This window comes from Streptomyces sp. HP-A2021, from assembly GCF_022807935.1.
Classification (GTDB): Bacteria; Actinomycetota; Actinomycetes; order Streptomycetales; family Streptomycetaceae; genus Streptomyces; species Streptomyces afghaniensis.
Genome location: NZ_CP094344.1, coordinates 3,752,346 through 3,776,438 on the forward strand (window position 1 = coordinate 3,752,346; position 24,093 = coordinate 3,776,438).

The following is a 24,093-nucleotide window of genomic DNA, read 5'->3' on the forward strand; positions in this document are numbered from 1 at the left end:
AAGCCGTACGGCCCCCCTGAGCCGGTCGCATGAGCAACTCAGGGGGGCCGCACGGGGATTACTTGGTGAGGTGCTCCGGGCCGAAGGCCTGGGGCAGCATCTCCGACAGCGGCAGGATCCCCGCCGGGGTCTCCAGCAGCAGGTCCGGGCCGCCGAACTCGTGCAGCAGCTGGCGGCAGCGGCCGCACGGCACGAGCGTGGCGCCGTCACGGTCGACGCAGGTGAAGTGCGTCAGCCGGCCGCCGCCGGTGTTGTGCAGCTCCGAGACCAGGCCGCACTCGGCGCACAGGCCGAGCCCGTACGAGGCGTTCTCGACGTTGCAGCCGGAGATGATGCGGCCGTCGTCGACCAGGGCCGCCACGCCCACCGGGTAACCGGAGTACGGGGCGTACGCCCGGGACATGGCGTCCCGGGCCACCGCGCGCAGCTTCTCCCAGTCGACGTCCGGGCCGACGGCGGTCACTTGCCCTGCCCCTTCCGGTACGGCATGCCGTTCGCCCTCGGCATCCGCAGGCGCTGGGCGGACAGGGCGAGGACCACCAGGGTGATGACGTACGGCGTGGCGGAGACGACCTGGTTCGGGACCTCGTTGGTGGTCGCGTACCAGGCGAACACCAGGCCGCCGACGACCACGGTGACCACGGCCTGGACGTACTTCTTGCGGACCACCAGCCAGATGGCGCCGATGAGCAGCAGCAGGGCGCCGAGCAGCAGCAGGGCGTGGACGTTGGCCGAGCCGCCGCGCAGGTTGAGGCTGTCGGTGTAGCCGAACAGACCCGCGCCGAGGGCGAGGCCGCCGGGCATCCAGTTGCCGAAGATCATCGCGGCGAGACCGATGTAGCCGCGGCCGCTGACCTGGCCCTCCAGGTAGAAGGGGTTGGCCACGATGGACAGGAAGACGCCGCCGAGGCCGGCCAGACCGCCGGAGATGATCACGGCGATGTACTTGTACTTGTAGACGTTGACGCCGAGGGACTCGGCCGCGACCGGGTTCTCGCCGCAGGAGCGCAGCCGCAGGCCGAACGCGGTGCGCCACAGGATCCACCAGGTGCCGGGGATCAGGGCGACGGCGATCAGGGTCAGCCAGGAGACGTTGGTGACCAGGCCGCCGAGCAGGCCGGCGATGTCGGAGATGAAGAACCAGCCCTGGTTGTTGAGGTCCCTGAGCGCGTCGGACAGGCCCGGCACGGTGAAGTTGCCGAGGGAGTCCACCGCCGGGGACTGCTTGGCGGAGCCGCCCGTGTGGCCCTCGAAGGCGAGGGGCGCGAGGTAGCGGGTGGCGCCGAGGGCGAGGATGTTGATGGCCACACCGGAGACGATGTGGTTGACGTTGAAGGTGACGGTCACGAAGGCGTGCAGCAGGCCGCCGATCGCGCCGCCGGCGACGCCGACCAGGACACCCGTCCACGGGCCCCACTGGAAGCCGGCCCAGGCGCCGAACCAGGTGCCGAGGATCATCATGCCCTCGAGGCCGATGTTGACCACGCCCGCGCGCTCGGCCCACAGGCCGCCGAGACCGGCCAGGCCGATCGGCACGGCGAGCTGGAGCGCGGTGGACATCTGGCTGACGTTGGTGATGCCGTCGGCGCCCGTGATGAGGCGGACGATCGAGGTGAGCGCCAGCCCTCCGGCGATGATCAGCAGCAGGACGGGCCACGACAGGCGGCGGCCGGTCGGCGCCGCGGGCTGCAGCGTGGGCTGGTTGAGGTCGGTCGCGGTGGTCATCGGCCAGCCACCTCCTTCGTGGTGTTGTTGTTGCCGAGGACGTGACCGGCGGCCAGTTCGGCGCCGACCCGGCGCTGCTGGCGGCGCAGGCCCCACTCGCGCACGGCCTCGTAGGAGACGACGACCGAGAGCACGATCAGGCCCTGCATGATGACCGCGATCTCCTTGTCGTAGCCGTGGAAGTCCAGCTCGGGCGAGGCCTTGTCGAGCCAGGCCCACAGCAGGGCGGCGAAGGCGATGCCCACGGGGCTGTTGCGGCCGAGGAGGGCGATGCCGATGCCCAGGAAGCCGATGCCGGTGGGGAAGTTCAGGCTGTACGTGTGGGTGTCGCCGAGCAGGATCGGCAGGCCGGCGAGGCCCGCGATGCCGCCGGAGATCAGCATGGCGCTGAGCACCATGCGCTTGGGGTCCACACCGCTGGCCGCGGCGGCGGTCTGCGAGGCGCCGGAGGCGCGCAGGTCGAAGCCGAAGCGGGTGCGGTTGAGGACGACCCAGTAGCCGATGCCGAGCAGGACGGCGAGGAGCACCAGGCCGTAGATCTCGCCGGCCGCGCCCATGCTGATGCCCGGGATCCAGCCGGACTCGTGCATCTCGCCGGTGGTGTTGTTGTTGCCGACCTTCACACCGAAGACGTTCGGCAGCCACAGGTAGGCGATCACGGAGGTGGCGATCGCGTTGAGCATGATCGTGGCGACGACCTCGCTGACGCCGCGGGTGACCTTGAGGACGCCGGCGATGCCGGCCCAGAAGGCGCCGGTGAGGACGGCGGTCAGGAGCAGCAGCGGGACCTGGAGGGGTGCCGGCAGCGCGACGTGGGCGCCGACGACCGCGGCCAGCATCGCGCCGAGCTGGTACTGCCCGTCGACGCCGATGTTGAACAGGTTCATCCGGAAGCCGATGGCCACCGCGAGGGCCGCGATGTAGTACATCGAGGCCTGGTTGATGATCAGGACCTGGATGTCGGAGAAGCTCAGCTGCTCGAACATCAGGGCGTACGGCTCGACGGGGCTCTTGCCCGACGCGACCAGCACGATCGAGGTCAGGGCGAAGGCCACGGCGAGCGCGATGACCGGTCCGGCCACCGCGAGGAGCACGCGCTCCCTGTCGAACTTCTTCATCAGCGGGCCTCGTCTTCCGGAGACTCGGGGGCGTCGGCCTTCGAGGTCTCGGGGGTCTCTTCGTGCGCGAGGTGCCCGGTGGCGGCGCCGGTCATGGCCGAGCCGAGCTCCTCGGGGGTGATGGTGGCCGGGTCGGCGTCCGCGACCAGCTTGCCGTTGTAGATCACGCGCAGCGTGTCGGACAGGCCGATGAGCTCGTCCAGGTCGGCGGAGATCAGCAGGACGGCCAGGCCCTCGCGGCGGGCCTCGCGGATGTGGTCCCAGATGGCGGCCTGGGCGCCGACGTCCACGCCCCGCGTGGGGTGGGCGGCGATCAGGAAGCGCGGCTTGTGGCTCATCTCGCGGCCGACGATCAGCTTCTGCTGGTTGCCGCCGGAGAGGGAGGCGGCGGTGACGTCGATGCCGGGGGTGCGGACGTCGTACTCGGTGACGATCCGGCGGGTGTCCTCCTGGGCCGCCTTCGGGTCCAGCCAGACGCCCTTGGCGAGCGGCTTCTCGGTGACGTGGCCGAGGATGCGGTTCTCCCAGAGGGGTGCCTCCAGGAGCAGGCCGTGGCGGTGCCGGTCCTCGGGGATGTAGCCGATGCCCTGCTCGCGGCGCCTGCGGGTGGGCCAGGCGGTGATCTCCTCGTCGGCGAGCCGGATGGTGCCGGAGTCGGCGGCCCGCAGGCCGATGAGCGCGTCGACCAGCTCGGTCTGGCCGTTGCCCTCGACACCGGCGATGCCGAGGACCTCGCCCGCGTGGATGGTGAAGCTGATGTCGTCGAGGAGGGCCTTGCCGCCGGGGGCGGCCAGGCGGAGCCTGTCGACGCTGATGACCGGGCGGTCGGTGACCGTGGACTCGGCCGTCTCGGGGGTGGGCAGTTCGCTGCCGACCATCATCTCGGCGAGCTGGCGCGGGGTGGTCTCGGCGGGGACGGCCGTGCCGACGGTGGTGCCGCGGCGGATGACGGTGATCTCGTCGGCGACGGAGAGCACCTCGCCGAGCTTGTGCGAGATGAAGATGACCGACAGGCCCTCGGACCGCAGTTCGCGCAGGTTGGCGAAGAGGGCGTCGACCTCCTGCGGGACGAGCACGGCGGTCGGCTCGTCCAGGATGAGGGTGCGGGCGCCGCGGTAGAGGACCTTGAGGATCTCCACGCGCTGGCGGGCGGCGACGCCGAGCTCCTCGATCAGGAGGTCGGGCTTGACGTCGAGGCCGTAGCGCTCGGAGAGTTCCTTGATCTTGCGGCGGGCCTTGGCGCCGATGCCGTACAGCTGCTCGCTGCCGAGCACGACGTTCTCGAGGACCGTGAGGTTGTCGGCGAGCATGAAGTGCTGGTGGACCATGCCGATGCCGCGGACGATGGCGTCGGCCGGCGACGAGAAGCTGACCTGCTCGCCGTCGACGGCGATGGTGCCCTCGTCCGGCTTCTGCATGCCGTAGAGGATCTTCATCAGCGTCGACTTGCCGGCGCCGTTCTCGCCGACGAGGGCGTGCACGGTGCCCTTGCGGACGCTGAGGTGGATGTCGTGGTTGGCCACGACGCCCGGGAAACGCTTCGTGATCCCGGCGAGCTCGACGGCGGTCACCGATTCCTTGACCGCCGCTCCGGCCGGAGGGCTGCTGGACGCGTTGATGACGCACTCTCCTGGGGACGGGGGCCGTCTACGCGCGTAGCGCCCCTACGGCATACAAAGGGGCCGACGCACCGCGACAACGGGGTACGAGGAGCAGCCTCCCCGTACCCCGTCGAGCGGACGTAACCCCGGGGGTTACCGCCTGCTTCGAGGCAGTCGGTCGTCAGCTGCTCTTGACCTTGATCTCGCCGCTGATGATCTTCTCCTTGGCCGTCTTGATGGCTTCCTGAAGCTCGGCGTCGTCCGCGAACTTCGGGTTGGAGTCCGACAGGCTCACCTCGCCGGTCTTCAGATCGCCACGAACGATACCGGTCTCGGGCTTGCCGTCCTCGACCGACTTCGCCAGGTTGTACACCGCCTTGGCGACGTCCTTCATCGCCGAGGTCAGGATGAAGTCCTTGTACTTGGCGAGGGCCTCCTGCTTGTACTGGTCGGAGTCGACACCGATGGCCCACACCTTCTTGGCGGCGGCGGCCTCGATGACGCCCTGGCCGGACAGGCCGGCGGCCGCGTAGACGACGTCGGCCTTCTTCTCGATCTGGCCCTCGGCAGCCGTCTTGCCCTTGTCGGGGCTGGAGAAACCGCCCTCCTCGGCCGTCTGCGTCAGGTACTGCGACAGGACCTTCACCTTCGGGTTCGTGTCCTTGACGCCCTGCTCGAAGCCCGCCTGGAACTTGTGGATCAGCGGGATGTCCACACCTCCGACGAAGCCGACGACGTTCGACTTGGTGCTCTTGGCGGCGGCGACACCGGCCAGGTACGAGGCCTGCTCCTCGCTGAAGACGAGGTCGGCGACGTTCTTGGAGTTGATCGTGGCGTCGTCGACGATGCCGAAGGTGGTCTTCGGGAACTTCTCAGCGGCACCCTTGACGGCCGCGGCGTACGCGTAGCCGACGCCGATGACCGGGTCGTAGCCCTGCTTCGCCAGCGAGACCAGACGCTGCTCCTTGTCGGCGTCCGTCTCGCCCTCGGTGGGCTCCAGGTCGGCCGTCTGGTAGCCGAACTCCTTCTTCGCCTGCTCCAGGCCGGCGTACGCGGCGTCGTTGAACGACTGGTCACCCTTGCCGCCGACGTCGTACGCGATGGCGAGGCCCTTGCCCCCCTTCGAGTCCGACGACCCGGAGGTCGAGGTGCTGCCACAGGCGGAGAGGGCGAGGGCCAGGGAGGCGGTCGCTGCGCCTGCGACCGTGATCCGGGAAATCCGGCGCATGTGTGGGTGCTCCTGTCGTACTACCGGGGCCGCATAGCGCCGGGACGGTTCAGCTTCGGCGCTGGCTTCGCCGCAGATTAACGCGCGTAGACCTGCCTGAAAACCCCTTCTGTCCACCTTGTTATGCGCCCGTGGCCAAGCCATCACCCGGCCTTGGCCGGGGCGTTGCCGACTGCGAACGGAGGGTGGCGCTGGGTGATCCGGGCCCGGCGCGCCCCGGGAACGTAGGAGCGGGCGGGCACCCCGGGGTGCCCGCCCGCTCCTACGGCCTCACGGCCGGACAGCTGGACGGCCTACTCGGTCTTGACCTTGATCGAGCCGTCGTCGATGCCTTCCTTGGCCTTGTTCACGGCGTCCTCGAGCCCCGGGATCTTGGCGTACTCCGGGTTCGACTCGGAGAGGCCGACGCCGTTGACCTTCAGGTCGAAGGTCTGGGTGCCGGTCAGGGGCTTGCCGTCGTGGACGGACTTGGACAGCGCGTAGACCGCGCCGCCGACGTCCTTGAGGGCGGAGGTGAGGATGTAGTTCTTGTACGGGGCGAGGGCGGCCTGCTTGTACTGGTCGGAGTCGACGCCGATCGCCCAGACCTTCGCCTTGGCGGCGGCCTCGATGACGCCCTGGCCGGACAGTCCGGCGGCCGCGTAGAGCACGTCGGCCTTCTTCTCGATCTGGCCCTCGGCGGCGGCCTTGCCCTTGTCGGGGCTGGAGAAGCCGCCCTCCTCGGCCGTCTGCGTCAGGTACTGGGACAGGACCTTCACCTTGGGGTTGGTGTCCTGCACGCCCTGCTTGTAGCCGGCCTCGAACTTGTGGATCAGCGGGACGTCGACACCGCCCACGAAGCCGACGATGTCCGACTTGGTGGCCTTGGCGGCGGCGACGCCGGCGAGGTACGAGGCTTGCTCCTCGGCGAAGACGAGGGAGGCGACGTTCTTGCCCTCGACCACGGAGTCGACGATGCCGAAGGTGGTGTCCGGGTACTTGGGCGCCACGGCCTTCATCGCCAGCGTGTAGGCGAACCCGACGCCGATGACCGGGTTGTAGCCCTGCTTGGCCAGCGAGGCCAGGCGCTGTTCCTTGTCCGCGTCGGTCTCGCCCTCGGTGGGCTCGATGTCGGCGGTCGTGTAGCCGTACTCGTCCTTTGCCTTGGTCAGGCCGGCGTAGGCGGCGTCGTTGAAGGACTGGTCGCCCTTGCCGCCGACGTCGTACGCGATGGCGACGCCACGGTCCTTGCTGTCGCCGCCACCACTCTCACCGCTGGTGCCGCCACAGGCCGTGGCGACGAGCCCGAGCGACGCGACCCCCACCGCGACGCGGGTCAGTTTGGAAATCCGACGCATCGTGAAGTTCCCCATTCTCCAAAGCCCCGCAGTGGGTGCTCGGTTCGGCGCACATTAACGCGCGTAGACACTCCTGGGAACGGTTCGCTGCGGGGCCGTTATCCATTCGTGCCGATGGCCGGTTACGCCCTTGTGAACCACGGGATCGAACGGGGTCGAAAGGTGTACTCGGGCACACGGCGCATGCCTCCTCGTCACGCGCACCAGGCTGCCCCGTGGGCACCCGGGGCGCAACCGGAGGCTGCGGACTTGAAGGGGGCGGGTGGGGAGGGCTCCGCCGGGCGGGGCGGGGCAGGCTGCGCCGGGCGGGGGCGGGCGCCAGCTGGAGGCTCGCCGGGCAGGACAAGTGGTGGGGCGCCGGGCGGGGCGGCGGGAGGTCCCGCCGCGCCCCCTGGCAGCCGGCCGTCAGCGCAGGCCGTTGACCAAGGCCGCAGCTGTGAAGAGTTCCACGCCTACCGTGATCGCGGACTCGTCGACGTCGAAGTCGCCCTGGTGGAGGTCGCGTACGTGGCGTTCGCCCGGGGTGCGTACGCCCAGGCGGGCCATCGCGCCGGGGACGTGTTCCAGGTACCAGGAGAAGTCCTCGCCGCCGAGGCTCTGCTCCGTGCCGACGACCGAGTCGACGCCGCGTCGGGAGATCATGGCGTCGCGCAGCAGCTCCGTCACGCCGGCCTCGTTGACGACGGGCGGGACGCCGCGGACGTAGTTGATCTCCGACTTGGCGCGGTACAGGTTGGCGATCTCGTCGATCGCGGCGACCACGACGTCGGGGGCCTGCCGCCACGCCTCGATGTCGAGGCACCGCACGGTGCCGGAGAGCTCGGCGTGCTGCGGGATGACGTTGGGCGCGTGCCCGGACTCCACGCGGCCCCAGGTGATGGCGAGCCCGCTCCGGCTGTCGAAGCGCCGGCCGACCAGGGCGGGTACGTCGGTGACCACGCGGGCGGCCGCGGTGACCAGGTCGGTCGTGAGGTGGGGGCGTGCGGTGTGCCCGCCCGGGCCGTTCAGGGCGATCTCCAGCCGGTCGCAGGCCGAGGTGATGGGGCCCTCCCGGAGTCCGACCTGCCCCGCGTCCACCCGGGGGTCGCAGTGCACGGCGATGATCGCTCCGACCCCCTCCAGCGCCCCGCACTTGATGACGTCGGCGGCACCGCCGGGCAGTACCTCCTCGGCGGGCTGGAAGATCAGCCGGACGGGGCGCGGCAGCAGGCCCTGCTTGTGCAGTTCGGCCAGGACGAGACCGGCGCCGAGGACGACGGTGGTGTGCACGTCGTGGCCGCAGGCGTGCGCGCGGTCGGGCACGGTCGAGCGGTACGGGCAGTCGCTCTTCATGTCCGGGATGGGCAGGCCGTCGATGTCGGCCCGCATGGCGAGCATGCTGGGGCCTCCGGCCCACTGTTCGCCCTCTACGCCGATGTCACAGACGAGTCCTGTCCCGACGGCGAGTACGCGCGGCTTGAGGCCGGCCCTCTCCAGCCGCTCCTTGATCGCGGCTGTCGTGCGGAACTCCTGGTTGCCCAGCTCCGGGTGCATGTGCAGGTCGCGTCGGAACGCGATGAGCTCGGCGCGCAGAGCGTCGGGCAGCGCACCGGGAAGTACGGCTCCCCCGGGAAGATCGACCTCGGACTCCAGTGACATCAATTGCTTCACCCTCTGAAGGGTAGGGCGCCAGGGCGGTCGGCTGACCCTCGATCAACAAAACTTCAACCCGTTAGGGGCAGAAAATATGACCGCCGAACGTATAGCTATCAAGTGAGATGGGTAAACTCGCCCGCCTTTAGGGCCGAGCCGGTCACCACGACCCACAGAGTGTGACATCGACCACACCTGCGCCACGGCGCCGTTATCCATCCATCCTCCTCCACGGATACCACGCCCTGCGCGGGGAACACGGCCTTGTTCGTCTGGCGGACGCCCGGCCCGGATAGTGTGCGCCCCGTGCGCGCCGACACCCCCGACTTCGTCCAGTCCACCCAGGCCTCGTACGACGCCATCGCCGAGGACTATGCCGCCGGGTTCCCGGACAGTCTCGCCGGGAGGCCGCTGGAGCGGGCTCTCCTTGCGGCCTTCGTCGATCTGGTGCGTGCCCCCGGGGCGCCGGTGCAGCCGCCGGTCGCCGACATCGGCAGCGGTCCCGGGTACGTGGCGGCCCGGCTGCACGACCTGGGGCTGCCGGTGTTCGGGGTGGACGTCTCACCGCGCATGGTGGCCCTGGCCCGCCGGGCGCACCCGGGGCTGCGGTTCCACGTCGGTTCGATGACGGCGCTGGACCTGCCGGACGAGACGCTCGGCGGCATCGTCGCGCTGTACTCGATCATTCATGTGCCGGACGAGCATCTGCCCTCGGTCTTCGCCGGGTTCCACCGCGTCCTGGTGCCGGGCGCGCCCGTGCTGCTCGGGTTCCAGTCCGGTGCCGAGGACGGCCGTGCGCGTCTCACCGAGCGCTTCGGGCAGGAGATCTCGCTCGACTGCTACTGGCGCACGCCGGAGACCGTCGCGGCGCAGCTCAGGCAGGCCGGCCTGGAGCTGCATTCCCGTGTTCTGCGGGAGGCAGAGGGCGAGGAGCAGCGCCCCCGGGCGTTCCTGTTGGCACGCAAGCCGGCTCCTGCCGGAGCGTGAGCCGCCGCGGGGCTTCGGCCGGCCGCGCCCCCACGTCCGCGAGGTATCCCGGAACCGCCGGCCCGCCGAGCCGCCAAGCTGCCCAGTCGCCTGACAGGCCGCTGACGCGGTCGACCCCGCTGGTGTCCGAGGCGCCTCCGGGACATCAGCCGGCAGTCACCGCACCCGCCGCACCCGCCGGGCCGGCGACACCTGCCGAGCCCACCGCCCCGGCCGAGCGGGCCATGCTCCCCGAGCCCGCCGAGCCCGCCGAGCGCGGCGTCCCGGTCGAGCCCGCCGTACCCGTGGCACTCCCCGGGCCGGCCGTACCCACGGGACCGGTCGGGTCTCCGGCGGGCGCCGAGCCTCTCGGACCACCGAAGCCGGGCGTACTCGCGGGACCCCCCGGCCCGGCCGTGCTCGCCGGGCCCTCCTGACCGCCCGTCCCCTCCCCCGGCCCCGCCGCCGACAGCCGGTGCACATCCCGTGCCGCCCCCGTCACTCCCGACAGGAAGCCCTGGGCTCGAGGGGAGGCGTGGTCGGTCAGCCAGGTGGGGTCGATGTCGCAGACCGCGACGCGGACCTCCGTGCCGGAGAGGGCGAGCGGGAGGGTGTGGACGACCGTGGAGGGGAAGCTGAGGATCGTCCGGCCGATGGGGCCGCGGCGGGCGATCAGTTCGAGGGGGAGTTCGGGGCGGACGATCTCCAGGCCCGTCTCGACCGCGAGCCGGTGGAGCTTGTCCGTGCTCTCGCGGCGGTGGGCGAAGTAGCGGGTCGCGCCGTGGGCCCCGGCCAGCGTGCGGACGGCCTCCAGGTAGCGGTGGTCGTCGACCACGCCCGTCTCCACCAGGGACGTGCCCACCATGTCGGCGCCCTTGGTGATGCGGGGCGGGCCGAAGCGGGCCCGGGTCCAGGCGAAGTCGTTGGCGCTGACGGTGACGCCCGCCGGGGTCTCCTCCATCGGCATGGAGGAGAAGATCTCGACGTGGCGATCGCCGCCGGGGGTCAGGCGGCGGCGGGCCGAGGCCGACACCGGCGCGAAGATCAGGTCGCGCGGGCCGGGGCGGCCGCCCTTGCGGTGCCAGCGCACCAGCCGTTCCCCCCGGGCCAGTTGGCCGACGAACTCCATGGTCGCCGTGCCGTCGTCGACGACGACCAGGTCACGGGCCCGGGTGATCGTCAGCAGCAGTTGGACGTAGCGGGAGAAGGGGTCCCCCAGTACGACCCGGCGCGCCCTGCGGAGCAGGCCGGTCAGGCCGCCGATGGTCTGGAAGGGCGCCAGGGGCCCGCCGCGGGCTTCCTCCCAGCGGACCTGGTGCCCCTCGTCGCGGGCCAGGTCGGACATCCGCCGCAGCTGGCCGCGCGTCATCGGGTCGACGGGCGACAGCACCACGAGGGTGAGCCCCACGCCGGGCGCATGCGCGTGCGCCCACTCCAGCACGTTCAGCAGCTGTACCGGACTCTCGACGAACGCGAGAGTGTGGGGGCCGGCGTTCCCGGCGCGGGGGCTCATCGACGTACGACCGTCCCGTCGTAAGGGGGGTTGTGGGGGTGGTGCGCTCAGACGCCGACCGGCTCGCCCGCCGCGTCGGCGATCTCCGCCTCGGCGACCACACCGGCGACGCGGCGCAGCTTCTTCATCGGGGCCAGCTCGGACTCGTAGACCTTCTTGACGCCGTCACCGAGGGAGGCCTCGATGGTGCGGATGTCGCGGACGAGGCGGGTGAGGCCCTGCGGCTCCACGGAGGCGGCCTGGTCCGAGCCCCACATGGCGCGGTCGAGGGTGATGTGACGCTCGACGAAGGTGGCGCCCAGGGCGACCGCGGCGAGGGTGGTCTGCAGGCCGGTCTCGTGGCCGGAGTAGCCGATCGGAACGTTCGGGTACTCCTGCTGGAGCGTGTTGATGACGCGCAGGTTGAGCTCCTCGGCCTTCGCCGGGTAGGTCGACGTGGCGTGGCACATCAGGATGTTGTCGGAGCCGAGGACCTCCACCGCGTGGCGGATCTGCTTCGGGGTCGACATGCCGGTGGAGAGGATCACCGCGCGGCCGGTGGAGCGCAGGGCGCGCAGCAGCTCGTCGTCGGTGAGGGACGCGGAGGCGACCTTGTGGGCGGGGACGTCGAACTTCTCCAGGAAGGCGACGGCCTCGGTGTCCCACGGGGAGGCGAACCAGTCGATGTTCTTCGACTTGCAGTACTCGTCGATCGCGCGGTACTCGTCCTCGCCGAACTCCACGCGGTGGCGGTAGTCGATGTAGGTCATCCGGCCCCAGGGGGTGTCGCGCTCGATGTCCCACTGGTCGCGCGGGGTGCAGATCTCGGGGGTGCGCTTCTGGAACTTGACGGCGTCGCAGCCGGCCTCGGCGGCGGCGTCGATCAGCTTGAAGGCGTTCTCGAGCTCGCCGTTGTGGTTGATGCCGATCTCACCGCAGACGTAGACCGGGCGGCCCGGGCCGACCTCGCGCGTGCCGAACCGGCGGATACGGGAGTTGGTGCTCATGGCAGAGATGTCCTTACTTGGTGAGGGAATCGAGAGAGGGGCCGAGGATCCAGCTGGCGATCTCTCGGATCGCGCCGTCGCCGCCGGGGACGGTGGTGACCGCGCGTGCGGCGCCGCGCACGACGTCGTGGGCGCTCGCGACCGCCACGGGCCAGCCCACGAGGGCGAAGCACGGGAGGTCATTGACGTCGTTGCCGACGTAGAGCACGCGCTCCGGCGCGATGCCCTGCTCCTCGCACCACTGCTTCAGCGCGAGGTCCTTGCGGTCGATGCCGTGCAGCACCGGGAGCTTGAGCTTCCGGGCCCGGGCGGCGACCACAGGGTTCTGTTCCGTGGACAGGATCAGCATCTTCAGGCCGCTCCTGCGGAGGGCCGCGATGCCGAGTCCGTCCCCGCGGTGCACGGAGACGAACTCCCGTCCGTCGGAGTCGACCAGCACCCGGTCGTCGGTCTGGGTGCCGTCGAAGTCGAGGACGACCGCGTCGATGTCGTCGGCGGTCGGCAGCGCGCCGGGGCGGTCCGCGTCGAAGAGCGGCGCGAGGGCCCGGGCGCGGGCGAGGTCGTGCGGGTCGTCGACCTCCAGCACGCGTGCGGCGTCGGTGCGGACCAGTTCGGTCCGGCCGAAGAAGCGGTGCTGGTGCTTGCGGAAGCCGGCCGCCTCCATGGCGTAGGCGGCGCCGGTCTCCAGCAGGTCCTGGGGGCGGTCCTGGCGGCGGGGGCGGAAGGACTTGTCGTGGTTGACGCCGTAGCCGCCGCCTACGGCCGCGTCGGCCTCCGCGACGGACCCGGCCGCGGCCTCGTCGTCGGCGTCCCGCCAGACGAATCCGTGGAAGGGCGCCACGGTCACCGCGGTGTCGGCCCCGTTCTCGGTGATCGCCCCGGCGACTCCGTCGATGTCCTCGCGGACGAGGAAGGGGCTGGTGCACTGCACGAGCAGGACCACGTCCACCGGCGCCCCGTGCAGGGCCTCGTGCGCGTCCATGGCGTGCAGGACGGCGGCCTCCGAGGTGGCCGTGTCGCCGGCGATGGCGGCGGGCCGCAGTACGACCTCGGCGCCGGCCTGGCGGGCGGCGGAAGCGATGGCCTGGTCGTCGGTGGAGACCACGACGTCCGTCACGAGCCGGGCGGCGCGGCACTCGCGCACCGCCCGCGCCACCAGCGGGACGCCGCCGACCGGGAGGAGGTTCTTCGCGGGCACGCCCTTGGAGCCGCCGCGCGCGGGGATCACCGCGAGCACGCGGCGCACCGAGGCACCTCGGCCCGCTTCGGGTCGGGACATGGGGTCTACTCCTTGGGCTGCTTGGGCGGAGGGCTCGGGGCGGCTCACAGCTCCCCCATCCGCCGGATGACGGGCGCCACGCGCTGCACGCCGTGCCGGTAGGCGCCGCGCGCCGCCCGGCGCACGATCTGCCGGACCGGGCCGGGCTCCCGGTCGGCGGCCGGCGCGCCGGGCAGCGGGGTGCCGTCCGGGCCGAGGTGGTGGCGGGCGAGGATCCCGGGCAGATAGCCGGGGGCGGTGACGGGTGTGTAGTACGGGGCCAGCGGCGGCAGTCCGCCGGGCCGGTCGAGCAGCTTGGCGATGCGTTCGCGTGCCGCGTCGAAGGCGGACTCGTAGGAACCGTCCGCGACCACGCCCTGCCGGGCGACCCACTCCTCGTCGGGCGCCGGCCGGTGTCCGGCGTCGAGCTGGTCCCAGGAGGCGAGGCAGCCGGAGCCCACGAAGTGGTGGTTGCCGAGGGCCTCACGGACGCCCAGGTCGGTCAGCACGACGGTCGGGATGCGGCGGTGCAGCGATTCCAGGGCGGCCGTGGAGCTGACCGTCACGAGCAGGTCGGTGCGGTCGAGAACCTCGCCCATGTTCCCGTAGACCAGGCGGAAGTTGGCCGGCGGATCGAGGCGCTGCACCAGCTTCTGGTACGGCAACTCCTCGATGTGGGTGGTGTGTTCGCCCGGCTTGGACCGCAGCTTCAGCAGCACCTCGCGCTCGGGGTGCCTGTGGGCGTGCTGCACGAGCCGGTTCAGCAGGTACGTACGGTCCTTGCGGCTCTCCGGTACGGAGGGCTGGGCGGCGAAGACGACCGTGTACGGGTCGTGTTCCCCTTCGTAGGGCGCACCGCCGAGGAACGGCAGGGCCACCTCGGTCACCGACGTGGCGTCGGCGCCCACCCCTTCGTAGACGGCCCGGAAACGGTCCGCGTCCTGACGGGAGTTGGCGAGGACGAGGTCCGCGCCGTGCCGCAGCAGCAGGCCGTCGGCGAGCTTCTCGTAGACGACACCGACGTAGCCGGTGACGACGACGGGCCGCGAGGTCCGGTTCTGCCAGGCGCGCCCCAGGCCGTGCAGCATCGCCTGCACACCGCCGCCGACGAGGGCGAGGACGAGGACGTCGTAGGACTCCTCGGCCATGGTGCGCAGGAACTCGACGGCGGTGACCTCCCGCAGCGAGTCGGCGCGCACGCCCACTTCCTCCAGCTGGCGCGGCGTGGGCGTGGCCCGGCCGCGCAGCAGGAATCCGTCGAGTGCGGGGCCGGCTTGCGCGCTCTCGCGCGGTCCGGTTTCCATGGACTGTCCCGGGGCGATGCGGTGCGCGGTGAGCGCACCCCATTTCCATCGGGTGTCGGAGTCCGCGAGGACGGCGATTCGCGGGCGCTTCGGTGTACTTGCTGGCACGTCGAAGACGCTAGGAAGCAATTCCTAGGTATGGCGGAACCACGACTCAACGAAAAGTTAACAACACCCCACCGGGAGCCGAACTGGCCCGTGGCGAACGGGGAAGTACACGGGGTGCACCGTTCTGACACATTGAGTTCACCCAGTGTATGTTCACCGGAAAGTTCCGGAGCCGGACGGCCTCCTAACGTTTTGCGGGTGCCTAAGCTTTCCGTGATCGTGCCGTTCTACAACGTGCAGCAATACGCCCCGGACACCCTCAGAAGCCTTCGGTTGAACGCCGACCGTGATTTCGAGTTCATTCTGGTCGACGACCATTCGAAGGACGAAACACCGGCCATTCTCGAACGGGCGGCCGAGGACCTTTCGGATGTCGCGCAGGTGCGTTACATCCGACACGAGAAGAACGGGGGGCTCGCCACCGCCCGCAACACCGGCCTGGACGCGGCGCAGGGCGAGTACCTGACGTTCCTGGACGGCGACGACTGGCTGGCCCCCGGCTACCTCGCCGAACTGGTGTCCGCCCTGGACGAGTTGGGCTGCGACTTCATCCGCACCGACCATGTGCAGGCCACCGCGCGCGCCCGTTCCGTCTCCCGGGTCCCGGTCGGCCGGCGCTGGGAGGCGTTCAGTCCGCGGGACGCGATCCTCCCCTCCCACCGCTCGACCTCGGTGGACTACGCCTACGCCTGGGCCGGCGCCTACCACCGCCGCCTCCTCGACCGGGGCGTGCTCCACTTCACCGACGGTCTGCGCACGGCCGAGGACCGGCCGTGGATCTGGAAGCTGCACCGCGAGGCGGAGTCGTTCGCCGTGGTGAGCCTGCTGGGCGTGTTCTACCGGCGCGGGGTGGCCTCGTCCCTGACCCAGATCGGCGATGTCCGCCAGCTCGACTTCATCCGCGCCTTCGACCAGGTGATCGAGGAGACGGCCGCCGACCGCGAGGCCGACCGGCTGCTGCCCAAGGCGGTACGGACGTACTGCGCGATCATCGCGCACCACCTTTCCAACGAAGACAGGTTCGAACCGGCCGTGGCGAGGCAGCTGCGGTCGATGAGCGCGGCGGCCATCAAGCGGATGCCGCAGGACGCGCTCGGTGACGCACTGGAGGCCATGGACATGGACCGCTCGTCCAAGCTGCGGCGGCTGCGGCGCAGGGTCACCCCGGCGGGAGCGGCCGCCTGATGCCCGGGACCACACAGATCTTCTGCGCCTCGACGCTGTACGGCGTCGCCACCCTGGCCGCCGCGATCGACTCCGACCTCTTCGAGGAGCCGGACCGCCGGGTGCTGCTGGTGTTCAACAACTCAGCGAACCCGGAGACCACTCCGGCCCTCGACGAGATGCCGGGTTTCGCGCCGCTGCGCGAGCACTTCGACGACGTGCTGTCCTGGAACGACGCCATCCGCCCGTTCCACCCCGGGGCGTGGACGCCGCGCTCCGACGACATCCCGCTGTTCGAGCGCTATCTGCGGATGCTGTGGGGCCTCGGCGACGACCGGGTGAGCCTGGTCCTGGAGTCCATCCAGGTGGCGCCCGCGCTGACGGTGGCGCAGTTGTTCACCGACGCCCCCATCGACGTCTACGCCGACGGGCTGATGAGCTACGGGCCCACGCGCAACAAGCTCGACCCGCTGGTCGGCACGCGCGTGCGGCGGCTGCTGCACCTCGACCTGGTGCCGGGGCTCACGCCGATGCTGCTGACCGAGTTCGAGGTGCCGGCGCGGCTGGTGCCGTCGCCCGCGTTCCTGAAGGTGCTGGGCGAGGTCACCGAGACCGTGCCCGAGCTGCCCGACCTGCCCGGCGACGCGGCGCTGCTGCTCGGCCAGTACCTGTCGGCGCTGAACATCCTCTCCCCCGAGGAGGAAGAGGACCTGCACGTGCGGATGATGCGGGGCGCGGTCGCCCGCGGCCACCGCACGGTCGTCTTCAAGCCGCACCCGACCGCGCCGGCCCGCTACAGCCGCGCCCTGGAGACCGAGGCCGAGAAGCTCGGCGTGGACCTCACCGTGCTGGACACGCCCGTGCTCGCCGAGGTGCTGTTCGACCGGACCCGGCCCGCGCTCGTCATCGGCTGCTTCTCCACAGCGCTGTTCACGGCCTCGGTGTTCTACGAGCTGCCGGTCGCGCGCATCGGCACCGAGCTGCTGCTGGAGCGGCTGACGCCGTACCAGAACAGCAACCGGATCCCCACCACCCTGGCGGACGCGCTGCTGCCCGACCTGGACGGCGGCGAGGACGGCGACCTGCTGCCCGCCGAGTTGCTGTCCGACCTGGTGACCGCCGTCGGGTTCACCATGCAGCCGCAGATCTACCCGGACCTGCGTCCGCGGGCGGAAGCGTTCCTGTCCCGGCACCTCGGTCCGCGCACCCGGCGGTACTTCAAGAAGCGCCGTCTCACCTCGCTCGGACTGCCCGGCGGCATTCCGCAGCGGCTGGCTTTCCTGCCCCGCAACTCCACGGCACGCCGGGTGGTCCGGCGGGCACGGGCGCTGCGCAAGGCGGTGCGCCGCTGAAGAAGGTGTGCCCGGCGGCCGGGCTCGGCGACATCCAGATGAACCCATGGAGACCGGCAGGCGAAGGGTGCCTCTGTCGAACGTTTTAGCGTCAACCTCGGTCCTAGGGTGACAGTCGGCGCCCTGCCCGCCCACAGGCGGCTCAGGTGAAGGACATACGAGCTACAGAGGTTTTCAGCGTGACCGAGACGGTCGTCAGCACCCGTAAGCCCGGGCCCCAAGTCGCCGTGCTGGTCGAACCACCGGGCGCCACGACCATCCCACGCCGGAAGGACTCCGGCGGCCGGCTGCGCGCTCTGGACGGACTGCGGCTGGTGGCCGCGCTGATGGTGGCGGCGTACCACTACGGCGGGCGCGACGGTGAGGTCTCCCAGGCCTGGGGCACCTCACCCAAGGAGCAGTTCCCGACGCTGCACGAGTACTTCGCCTACGGCTGCCTCGGCGTCCAGGTCTTCTTCGTGATCAGCGGGTTCGTGATCTGTATGAGCGGCTGGGGCCGGCCCCTGAAGTCGTTCTTCGCCTCCCGCGCCTCCCGGCTGCTGCCCGCCTACTGGGTGGCGGTCGTGCTCGTGACGGCGGTGTTCGCACTGCCCGTGGTGGCGTACAAGGCGGTCTCGCCGAGCGACGCGCTGGTGAACCTGACCATGCTGCAGATGCCGCTGGGCGTGGACCGGGTGCTCGGGGTGTGCTGGACGCTGTGGGCGGAGGTCCGCTTCTACGCGCTGTTCGCGCTGTGTGTCGTGCTCCCCGGGGCGAACCGCCGCCGGGTGATCATGTTCTGCGCCGGCTGGACGCTGGCGGCGGTGATCGCGCAGAACGCGAAGATGCCGCTGCTCGACATCGTCGTGATGCCCGAGTACGCCCCCTTCTTCATCGGCGGTGTCGGCCTCTACCTCGTCCACCTCGACCGCCGGGACGTCTACGGCTGGGGCATCGTCGCCGTGAGCTGGCTGATCGGGCAGCACTACGCGGTGCAGAGTCTGTGGCACGCGCCCGGCGCGGACGGCTTCTCGTACCGCTCCTCGGTCGGCATCATGCTGGTCGTCACCTTCGGCTTCGTGGCGGTCGCGGCGATCGCGCTGGGCTGGCTGCGCTGGGCGAACTGGCGCTGGCTGACGGTGGCGGGGGCGCTGACGTATCCGTTCTACCTGGTCCACGAACACCTCGGCTGGGTGGTGATACACGCCCTGCACCGCGGCCTGGACCTGCCATCCGGGGCGACATTCGCCCTGACCGTGGCCTCAATGCTGCTGCTGGCGTGGCTGCTGAACAAGTATGTGGAGAAGCCACTGACGCCACGGCTGCGGGCAGCGCTGGCGAAGACTCGCTGAGCTGTTCACGGGACGTTCAACCCACCGTCGGTTTGGGCAACGCTCAGAGAGAAGGCTCGTCTCATGACCAACGCACAAGCGACCGACACGTACCCCGGCGAACTCGCCGACGTCCCCGGCTGGTTCCCGCCACTGGACCAGATGCTGTTCACCTGGTTCCTGGAGCGGCAGCAGAAGCAGGGCATGAGCGGAGACCTGCTGGAGCTCGGTGTCTACATGGGCAAGAGCGCGATCCTCCTCGGCCACCACCTCCAGGGCGGTGAGAAGTTCACGGTCTGCGACCTGTTCGAGGGCGACGCCCCGGACGAGGCCAACAAGGCGGAGTCCACGAAGTCGTACGCCTCGCTCACCCAGCAGGCCTTCGAGCGGAACTACCTCTCCTTCCACGACACCCTGCCGACAGTGATCGCGGCCCCCAGCTCGGTGGTGTCCGAGAAGGTGGCCCCGGACAGCTGCCGCTTCGTCCACGTCGACGCCTCGCACCTGTACGAGCACGTGTACGGCGACATCGGCGCCGCCCAGGACATCCTGCTGCCCGAGGGCATCGTCGTCCTCGACGACTTCCGCTCCGAGCACACGCCGGGTGTCTCGGTCGCCGCCTGGGAGGCCGTCCTCAACCGCGGCCTGCGCCCGGTCTGCCTCAGCACGCAGAAGCTCTACGGCACCTGGGGCGACCCCGAGCCGCTCCAGGAGGAGCTGCTCGACATGCTGCGGCAGCGCACGGACGTCGGGCTGAGCGTGCAGGAGGCGGCCGGGCACCGGCTGGTCCGCGCCCGGTCCCGGGGCATGAAGCCGCCGCCCTTCCCGCCGTCCCGGCACTACACGGCACCGGTGCCGGCCAGTGCCCCGGCCGCCGGGGTCACCGAGTCCCGCGCCGCGCGCCCGGCCCGGCCCGCCCCCTCCCGGGCCCGCCGGCTCGCCAAGGACCTGCTGCCCCCCGTGGTCACCCGGGCCGTACGGCGGGCACGCGCGCAGCGGTCCTGACCCAGGGGTGTCATGAGACCCCGTACCGCGCCCCGATCCCCTCGATCACGAGCGCGAGTCCCTCCTCGAAGTGCCCGTCGTAGTCCTCGAAGATCTCCGCGCCCGCCTGGGCCGACAGTGGAAAGTCGGCCATCAGGCGGGCGCGTTCGTCCATGTCGTAGCCCTCGCGCCGCTCGCCCGGCAGCGGCTGGACGCCCTGTTCCTCGGTGACGAAGCCCAGCGTGTACAGATACGTCGTGGTGAGCGCGCGGACCGCCTGGGCGAGGGTGAAGCCGGCGGCCGTGAACAGGCGCAGGTTGTCCTCCATCTGCCCGGCGTGCTCGATCCCGGTGAAGCGTGAGCCGCTGAACACCTTGGCGCCGTCCCGGTAGCCCAGCAGGGCGCCACGCAGTCCCCGGTTGGCCTTCAGCAGCCTCTCCCGCCAGGTGTCGGCAGGGTCGAGCGAGGCCCCGGCGACCATCCGGCGGTACATCTCCGTCGCCATCTCGTCGAGCAGCGCCTGCTTGTCCTTGAAGTGCCAGTAGAGGGCGGGCGCCTTCACGTCCAGTTCCCGGGCGATGGCGCGCAGGGTCAGGCCGTCCAGGCCCACCTCGTTCAGCAGCCGCAGCGCGGTGTCCGCGACCCGTCGACGGTCCAGGGGCGCGCGTCGTTCCGTACTCACGCTTGACAACTTAACACCGTTAAGGCCACGCTCGGAAACGACGGAACTTAACAGCGTTAAGGAGAAGGTGGCTCATGGACACGGACGTACTGGTGGTGGGTGCGGGCCCGACCGGTCTGGCACTCGGCATCGATCTCGCCCGGCGCGGCGTGGCCGCGCTGGTGGTCGAGCGGGCGGAGGGGCTGTTCCCCGGTTCGCGCGGCAAGGGCATCCAGCCGCGCACGATGGAGGTCTTCGACGACCTGGGCGTGCTCGGCGCGATCCGCGCGGCGGGCGGCCCCTACCCGGTGGGGATGATCTGGCAGGACGGCAGGCGAGTCGGAGAGCACCGGATGTTCGACCCGGGCGAGGAGAGCGAGGACTCGCCGTACACCGAGCCGTGGATGGTGCCGCAGTGGCGCACGCAGCAGATCCTGCGGGCACGGCTGGAGGAACTGGGCGGGCAGGTGGCCTTCGGCCGGGAGGTCGTCGGCCTGACGCAGGACGCGGACGCGGTCCGCGCGGAGTTCACCGCCGGTGCGCCGGTCACCGCCCGGTACGCCGTCGCGGCGGACGGCGGCCGCTCGACGGTGCGCCGGCTGCTCGGCATCGGCATGACGGGTGAGACCGTCGACCCGAACCCGACGCTGGTGGCGGACGTCCGGATCAGCGGCCTGGACCGCGACAACTGGCACATCTTCCCACCGCGCGGGGACGGCGACGGCTTCCTCGCGCTCTGCCCGCTGGCCGGCACGGAGGACTTCCAGCTGATGGCGCAGTTCCCGGAGGGGACGCCCCCGGACCTCTCCCTTGAGGGCGTGCGGAAGGTCGTCGGCGCCCGCTCGCACCTCGCGCCGGAGGCCGTGACCCAGGTGCGCTGGGCCTCGGACTTCCGCCCCCGGGCGGCCCTGGCGGACCGCTTCCGCTCCGGGCGGGTCTTCCTCGCCGGCGACGCGGCACACGTGCACTCCCCGGCCGGCGGCCAGGGCCTCAACACCAGCGTCCAGGACGCCTACAACCTGGGGTGGAAGCTGGGCGCGGTGCTGACGGGCGGTGCGCCGGCGTCACTCCTCGACACCTACGAGGAGGAACGGCGCCCGGTCGCCGCGGACATGCTCGGCCTGTCGACGCGCGTCCACCGCGGGGAGACGCGGCGCGGCGAAGCGACCCGCCAGCTGGGGCTGGGATACCGGGAGTCGTCCCTCACCCAGGAGACCCGCACGGCCCCGGGCGCCCTCCGGGCCGGCGACCGCGCACCCGACGGCACGCTGGACGGCGTACGGCTCTTCGACGCGTTCCGGGGACCGCACTGGACGCTGGTGGCGGTGGGGACGACGGCGCCGGCGCTGCCGGAGCCGGTGCACGCGGTCAGCGGCGCGGAGCAGTCGACATACGGAAAGGGCCTGTTCCTGGTACGGCCGGACGGCTATGTGGGCTGGGCGGGCGAAACGGGCGACGGACTGCGGCAGTACCTGGGGTGCGCCGGACTCTGATCACGCGCTCGCGAGGGACAGCTTCACCGCGAACCCGAGGAACAGCGCGCCCGCCGCCGAGGTCACCCCCGCCGACAGACGCCTGCGGCGGCGGAAGGCTGCGGCCAGCCTGGTGCCGCCGAATATCAGCGCGCTGAGGTAGAGCACGCTGGCGAGCTGGGCGAGAGCGCCGAGGACGACGAAGGACAGGGCGGGATAGGCGTACCCCGGGTCGACGAACTGCACGAAGAAGGCGACGAAGAAGAGGATCGCCTTGGGGTTCAGCAGACTGACCACGAAGGCACGGCGGAAGGGCCGCTCCCCGGCGGGCGCGGAAGCCTCCGCACCGGCGGACCGCTCCGCACGCGTCCGCCACATGGCCCACGCGGCCCGCAGCATGCCGACGGCCAGCCACGCCAGATAGCCGGCCCCCAGGTACTTCACGATGCCGAACAGCACCGCGTTGGCCTGCAACAGGGACGCGACCCCGGCCGCCGACAGCGTCATCAGCACAGTGTCCCCGCACCAGACACCGGCCGCGGCGGTGTACCCGGCACGCACACCGCGCCGGGCGGCGACGGACAGGACGTACAGGGAGTTGGGACCGGGCAGCAGAACGATCAGGACGAGGCCCGCCAGGTAGGTGGGCAGATCGATGACACCGAACATGGAAGGGAGTGTCGCACGGGGGCGGCGGGAGGATCAGAACGCGTCGCTCGGGACGTACGTCCCCCACACCTCCCGCAGGGCGTTGCACACCTCGCCCACCGTGGCCCGGGCCTTCAGCGCGTCCTTCATCGGGTACAGGACGTTGTCCTCGCCCTCGGCGGCCTTCTTCAGGGCGGCCAGGGCCGCGTCCACCGCCGGCTGGTCGCGCTCCGCGCGGAGCCCGGCCAGGCGTTGCGCCTGCTGTGCCTCGATCGCGGGGTCGACGCGCAGGGGCTCGTACGGCTCCTCCTCGTCGAGCTGGAAGCGGTTGACGCCGACGACGACCCGCTCGCCGGAGTCGGTCTCCTGCGCGATGCGGTAGGCGCTGCGCTCGATCTCGTCCTTCTGGAAGCCGCGCTCGATCGCCTCGACCGCGCCGCCCAGCTCCTCCACCCGGGCCATCAGCTCGACGGCCGCGGCCTCGACGTCGTCCGTCATCCTCTCGATGGCGTAGGAGCCGGCGAACGGGTCGACGGTCGCCGTCACGTCCGTCTCGTGGGCGAGGACCTGCTGAGTGCGCAGGGCGAGGCGCGCGGACTTGTCCGTGGGCAGCGCGATCGCCTCGTCGAAGGAGTTGGTGTGCAGCGACTGGGTGCCGCCCAGCACCGCCGCCAGCGCCTGGACCGAGACCCGGACCAGGTTCACCTCCGGCTGCTGGGCCGTCAGCTGGACGCCCGCCGTCTGCGTGTGGAAGCGCAGCATCAGCGACTTGGGGTTCTCCGCGCCGAACTCCTCCCTCATCACCCGCGCCCAGATCCGGCGTGCGGCGCGGAACTTGGCGACCTCCTCCAGGAGCGTCGTACGAGCGACGAAGAAGAAGGACAGGCGGGGCGCGAAGTCGTCGACGTCCATGCCGGCCGCCACCGCCGTGCGGACGTACTCGATGCCGTTGGCGAGGGTGAAGGCGATCTCCTGCGCCGGGCTCGCACCCGCCTCGGCCATGTGGTAGCCGGAGATCGAGATCGTGTTCCACTTCGGGATCTCGGCCCGGCAGTACTTGAAGATGTCGGCGATCAGGCGCAGCGAGGGCTTCGGCGGGAAGATGTACGTCCCGCGGGCGATGTACTCCTTCAGCACGTCGTTCTGGATCGTGCCGGTCAGCCGGCCGGCGTCGACGCCCTGTTCCTCGGCGAGCAGTTGGTAGAGGAGCAGCAGCAGGGCCGCGGGGGCGTTGATCGTCATCGACGTCGAGACCTGGTCCAGCGGGATGCCGCCGAACAGCACCCGCATGTCGTCGATCGAGTCGACGGCGACGCCCACCCTGCCGACCTCGCCGTGCGCGAGCGGGGCGTCGGAGTCGTGGCCCATCTGGGTGGGCAGGTCGAAGGCGACCGACAGGCCCGTCGTGCCGTGGGCGATCAGCTGCCGGTAGCGGGCGTTGGACTCGGCGGCCGTGCCGAAGCCCGCGTACTGGCGCATCGTCCAGGGCCGGCCGGTGTACATGGTCGGGTACACGCCACGGGTGAAGGGATACGCCCCCGGCTCCCCCAGCTTCTGCGCCGGGTCCCAGTCCCGCAGGTCCTGCGGCCCGTAGACCGGTTCGATGGGCAGTCCGGACTCCGACTCGCGCGCCATGGTCTGATGCCTCCCGCAGGACGGACTGTAGGGACCTCGCTCACCACCATGCCCCGTGGTTCGCGACGGGTCATCCCCGGGGAACATCTCA

At 71.0% G+C, this 24,093-nt stretch carries 19 protein-coding genes and 1 pseudogene; 6 read left to right on the forward strand and 14 right to left on the reverse strand.

Annotation, left to right across the window (positions count from 1 at the left end; all coding sequences use genetic code 11):
* Window positions 1-58: 58 nt before the first annotated feature.
* The 7 genes from MQE23_RS16905 to MQE23_RS16935 all read right to left on the reverse strand — a co-directional run bounded on the left by MQE23_RS16905 (window position 59) and on the right by MQE23_RS16935 (window position 8,647).
* Window positions 59-463, reverse strand: coding sequence for a cytidine deaminase (locus MQE23_RS16905; RefSeq protein WP_020270952.1), 405 nt, complete (start codon window positions 461-463; stop codon window positions 59-61).
* Window positions 460-1,725, reverse strand: coding sequence for an ABC transporter permease (locus MQE23_RS16910; RefSeq protein ID WP_020270953.1), 1,266 nt, complete (start codon window positions 1,723-1,725; stop codon window positions 460-462). Before MQE23_RS16910 ends, MQE23_RS16905 begins: the two co-directional genes overlap by 4 nt.
* Window positions 1,722-2,843 (reverse strand): ABC transporter permease, encoded by a 1,122-nt coding sequence (locus MQE23_RS16915; protein WP_020270954.1) that lies wholly within the window; start codon window positions 2,841-2,843, stop codon window positions 1,722-1,724. The genes MQE23_RS16910 and MQE23_RS16915 overlap by 4 nt, the downstream gene beginning before the upstream one ends.
* Complete coding sequence (locus tag MQE23_RS16920; RefSeq protein WP_243379511.1) at window positions 2,843-4,414, reverse strand: ABC transporter ATP-binding protein; 1,572 nt, start codon at window positions 4,412-4,414, stop codon at window positions 2,843-2,845. Before MQE23_RS16920 ends, MQE23_RS16915 begins: the two co-directional genes overlap by 1 nt.
* A gap of 211 nt (window positions 4,415-4,625) precedes the next feature.
* Complete coding sequence (locus tag MQE23_RS16925) at window positions 4,626-5,672, reverse strand: BMP family ABC transporter substrate-binding protein (RefSeq protein WP_243379512.1); 1,047 nt, start codon at window positions 5,670-5,672, stop codon at window positions 4,626-4,628.
* Window positions 5,673-5,965: 293 nt separating this feature from the next.
* On the reverse strand, window positions 5,966-7,009 hold the full coding sequence (locus MQE23_RS16930; protein ID WP_128092489.1) for a BMP family ABC transporter substrate-binding protein: 1,044 nt from the start codon (window positions 7,007-7,009) through the stop codon (window positions 5,966-5,968).
* Window positions 7,010-7,414: 405 nt separating this feature from the next.
* A complete protein-coding gene (locus MQE23_RS16935) occupies window positions 7,415-8,647 on the reverse strand; it encodes a M20 family metallopeptidase (protein ID WP_243382660.1) in 1,233 nt (410 codons plus the stop codon).
* Between the two features lie 300 nt (window positions 8,648-8,947).
* On the opposite strand from MQE23_RS16935, the gene MQE23_RS16940 reads away from it, so the two are divergent.
* The gene (locus MQE23_RS16940; protein WP_243379513.1) at window positions 8,948-9,628 is read left to right on the forward strand and encodes a class I SAM-dependent methyltransferase; all 681 of its coding nucleotides are present in this window, start codon (window positions 8,948-8,950) and stop codon (window positions 9,626-9,628) included.
* Between the two features lie 442 nt (window positions 9,629-10,070).
* Here MQE23_RS16940 and MQE23_RS16945 read toward each other — a convergent pair.
* The 4 genes and pseudogenes from MQE23_RS16945 to MQE23_RS16960 all read right to left on the reverse strand — a co-directional run.
* Window positions 10,071-11,120, reverse strand: a pseudogene (locus MQE23_RS16945) (hypothetical protein); the annotation flags it as partial.
* Between the two features lie 47 nt (window positions 11,121-11,167).
* On the reverse strand, window positions 11,168-12,106 hold the full coding sequence (locus MQE23_RS16950) for an N-acetylneuraminate synthase family protein (protein WP_020273960.1): 939 nt from the start codon (window positions 12,104-12,106) through the stop codon (window positions 11,168-11,170).
* Window positions 12,107-12,119: 13 nt separating this feature from the next.
* Window positions 12,120-13,385: an N-acylneuraminate cytidylyltransferase gene (locus MQE23_RS16955; RefSeq protein ID WP_037670432.1), complete on the reverse strand. Its 1,266-nt coding sequence runs from the start codon at window positions 13,383-13,385 to the stop codon at window positions 12,120-12,122.
* A 44-nt stretch (window positions 13,386-13,429) separates the two neighbouring features.
* A complete protein-coding gene (locus MQE23_RS16960) occupies window positions 13,430-14,776 on the reverse strand; it encodes a DUF6716 putative glycosyltransferase (RefSeq protein ID WP_243379514.1) in 1,347 nt (448 codons plus the stop codon).
* 198 nt (window positions 14,777-14,974) lie between these two features.
* Here MQE23_RS16960 and MQE23_RS16965 point away from each other — a divergent pair, with 198 nt between their 5' ends.
* The 4 genes from MQE23_RS16965 to MQE23_RS16980 all read left to right on the forward strand — a co-directional run bounded on the left by MQE23_RS16965 (window position 14,975) and on the right by MQE23_RS16980 (window position 19,607).
* Entirely contained in the window at window positions 14,975-15,961 is a 987-nt protein-coding gene (locus tag MQE23_RS16965) for a glycosyltransferase family 2 protein (RefSeq protein ID WP_037670434.1), read from the forward strand.
* Window positions 15,961-17,292 (forward strand): alpha-2,8-polysialyltransferase family protein, encoded by a 1,332-nt coding sequence (locus MQE23_RS16970; RefSeq protein WP_020273964.1) that lies wholly within the window; start codon window positions 15,961-15,963, stop codon window positions 17,290-17,292. Before MQE23_RS16965 ends, MQE23_RS16970 begins: the two co-directional genes overlap by 1 nt.
* A 227-nt stretch (window positions 17,293-17,519) precedes the next feature.
* A complete protein-coding gene (locus tag MQE23_RS16975) occupies window positions 17,520-18,623 on the forward strand; it encodes an acyltransferase (RefSeq protein WP_243382662.1) in 1,104 nt (367 codons plus the stop codon).
* A 63-nt stretch (window positions 18,624-18,686) separates the two neighbouring features.
* On the forward strand, window positions 18,687-19,607 hold the full coding sequence (locus MQE23_RS16980) for a class I SAM-dependent methyltransferase (protein ID WP_243379515.1): 921 nt from the start codon (window positions 18,687-18,689) through the stop codon (window positions 19,605-19,607).
* A gap of 10 nt (window positions 19,608-19,617) precedes the next feature.
* Here MQE23_RS16980 and MQE23_RS16985 read toward each other — a convergent pair whose 3' ends face one another.
* Window positions 19,618-20,268 (reverse strand): TetR/AcrR family transcriptional regulator C-terminal domain-containing protein, encoded by a 651-nt coding sequence (locus tag MQE23_RS16985; protein ID WP_020273967.1) that lies wholly within the window; start codon window positions 20,266-20,268, stop codon window positions 19,618-19,620.
* A 74-nt stretch (window positions 20,269-20,342) separates the two neighbouring features.
* On the opposite strand from MQE23_RS16985, the gene MQE23_RS16990 reads away from it, so the two are divergent.
* A complete protein-coding gene (locus MQE23_RS16990; protein ID WP_243379516.1) occupies window positions 20,343-21,740 on the forward strand; it encodes an FAD-dependent oxidoreductase in 1,398 nt (465 codons plus the stop codon).
* Here MQE23_RS16990 and leuE read toward each other — a convergent pair whose 3' ends face one another.
* Together leuE and MQE23_RS17000 are read right to left on the reverse strand one after the other, a co-directional pair.
* Complete coding sequence (leuE, locus tag MQE23_RS16995; protein ID WP_020273969.1) at window positions 21,741-22,388, reverse strand: leucine efflux protein LeuE; 648 nt, start codon at window positions 22,386-22,388, stop codon at window positions 21,741-21,743.
* A 33-nt stretch (window positions 22,389-22,421) separates the two neighbouring features.
* Entirely contained in the window at window positions 22,422-24,002 is a 1,581-nt protein-coding gene (locus tag MQE23_RS17000; protein ID WP_020273970.1) for a methylmalonyl-CoA mutase family protein, read from the reverse strand.
* Window positions 24,003-24,093 lie beyond the last annotated feature (91 nt).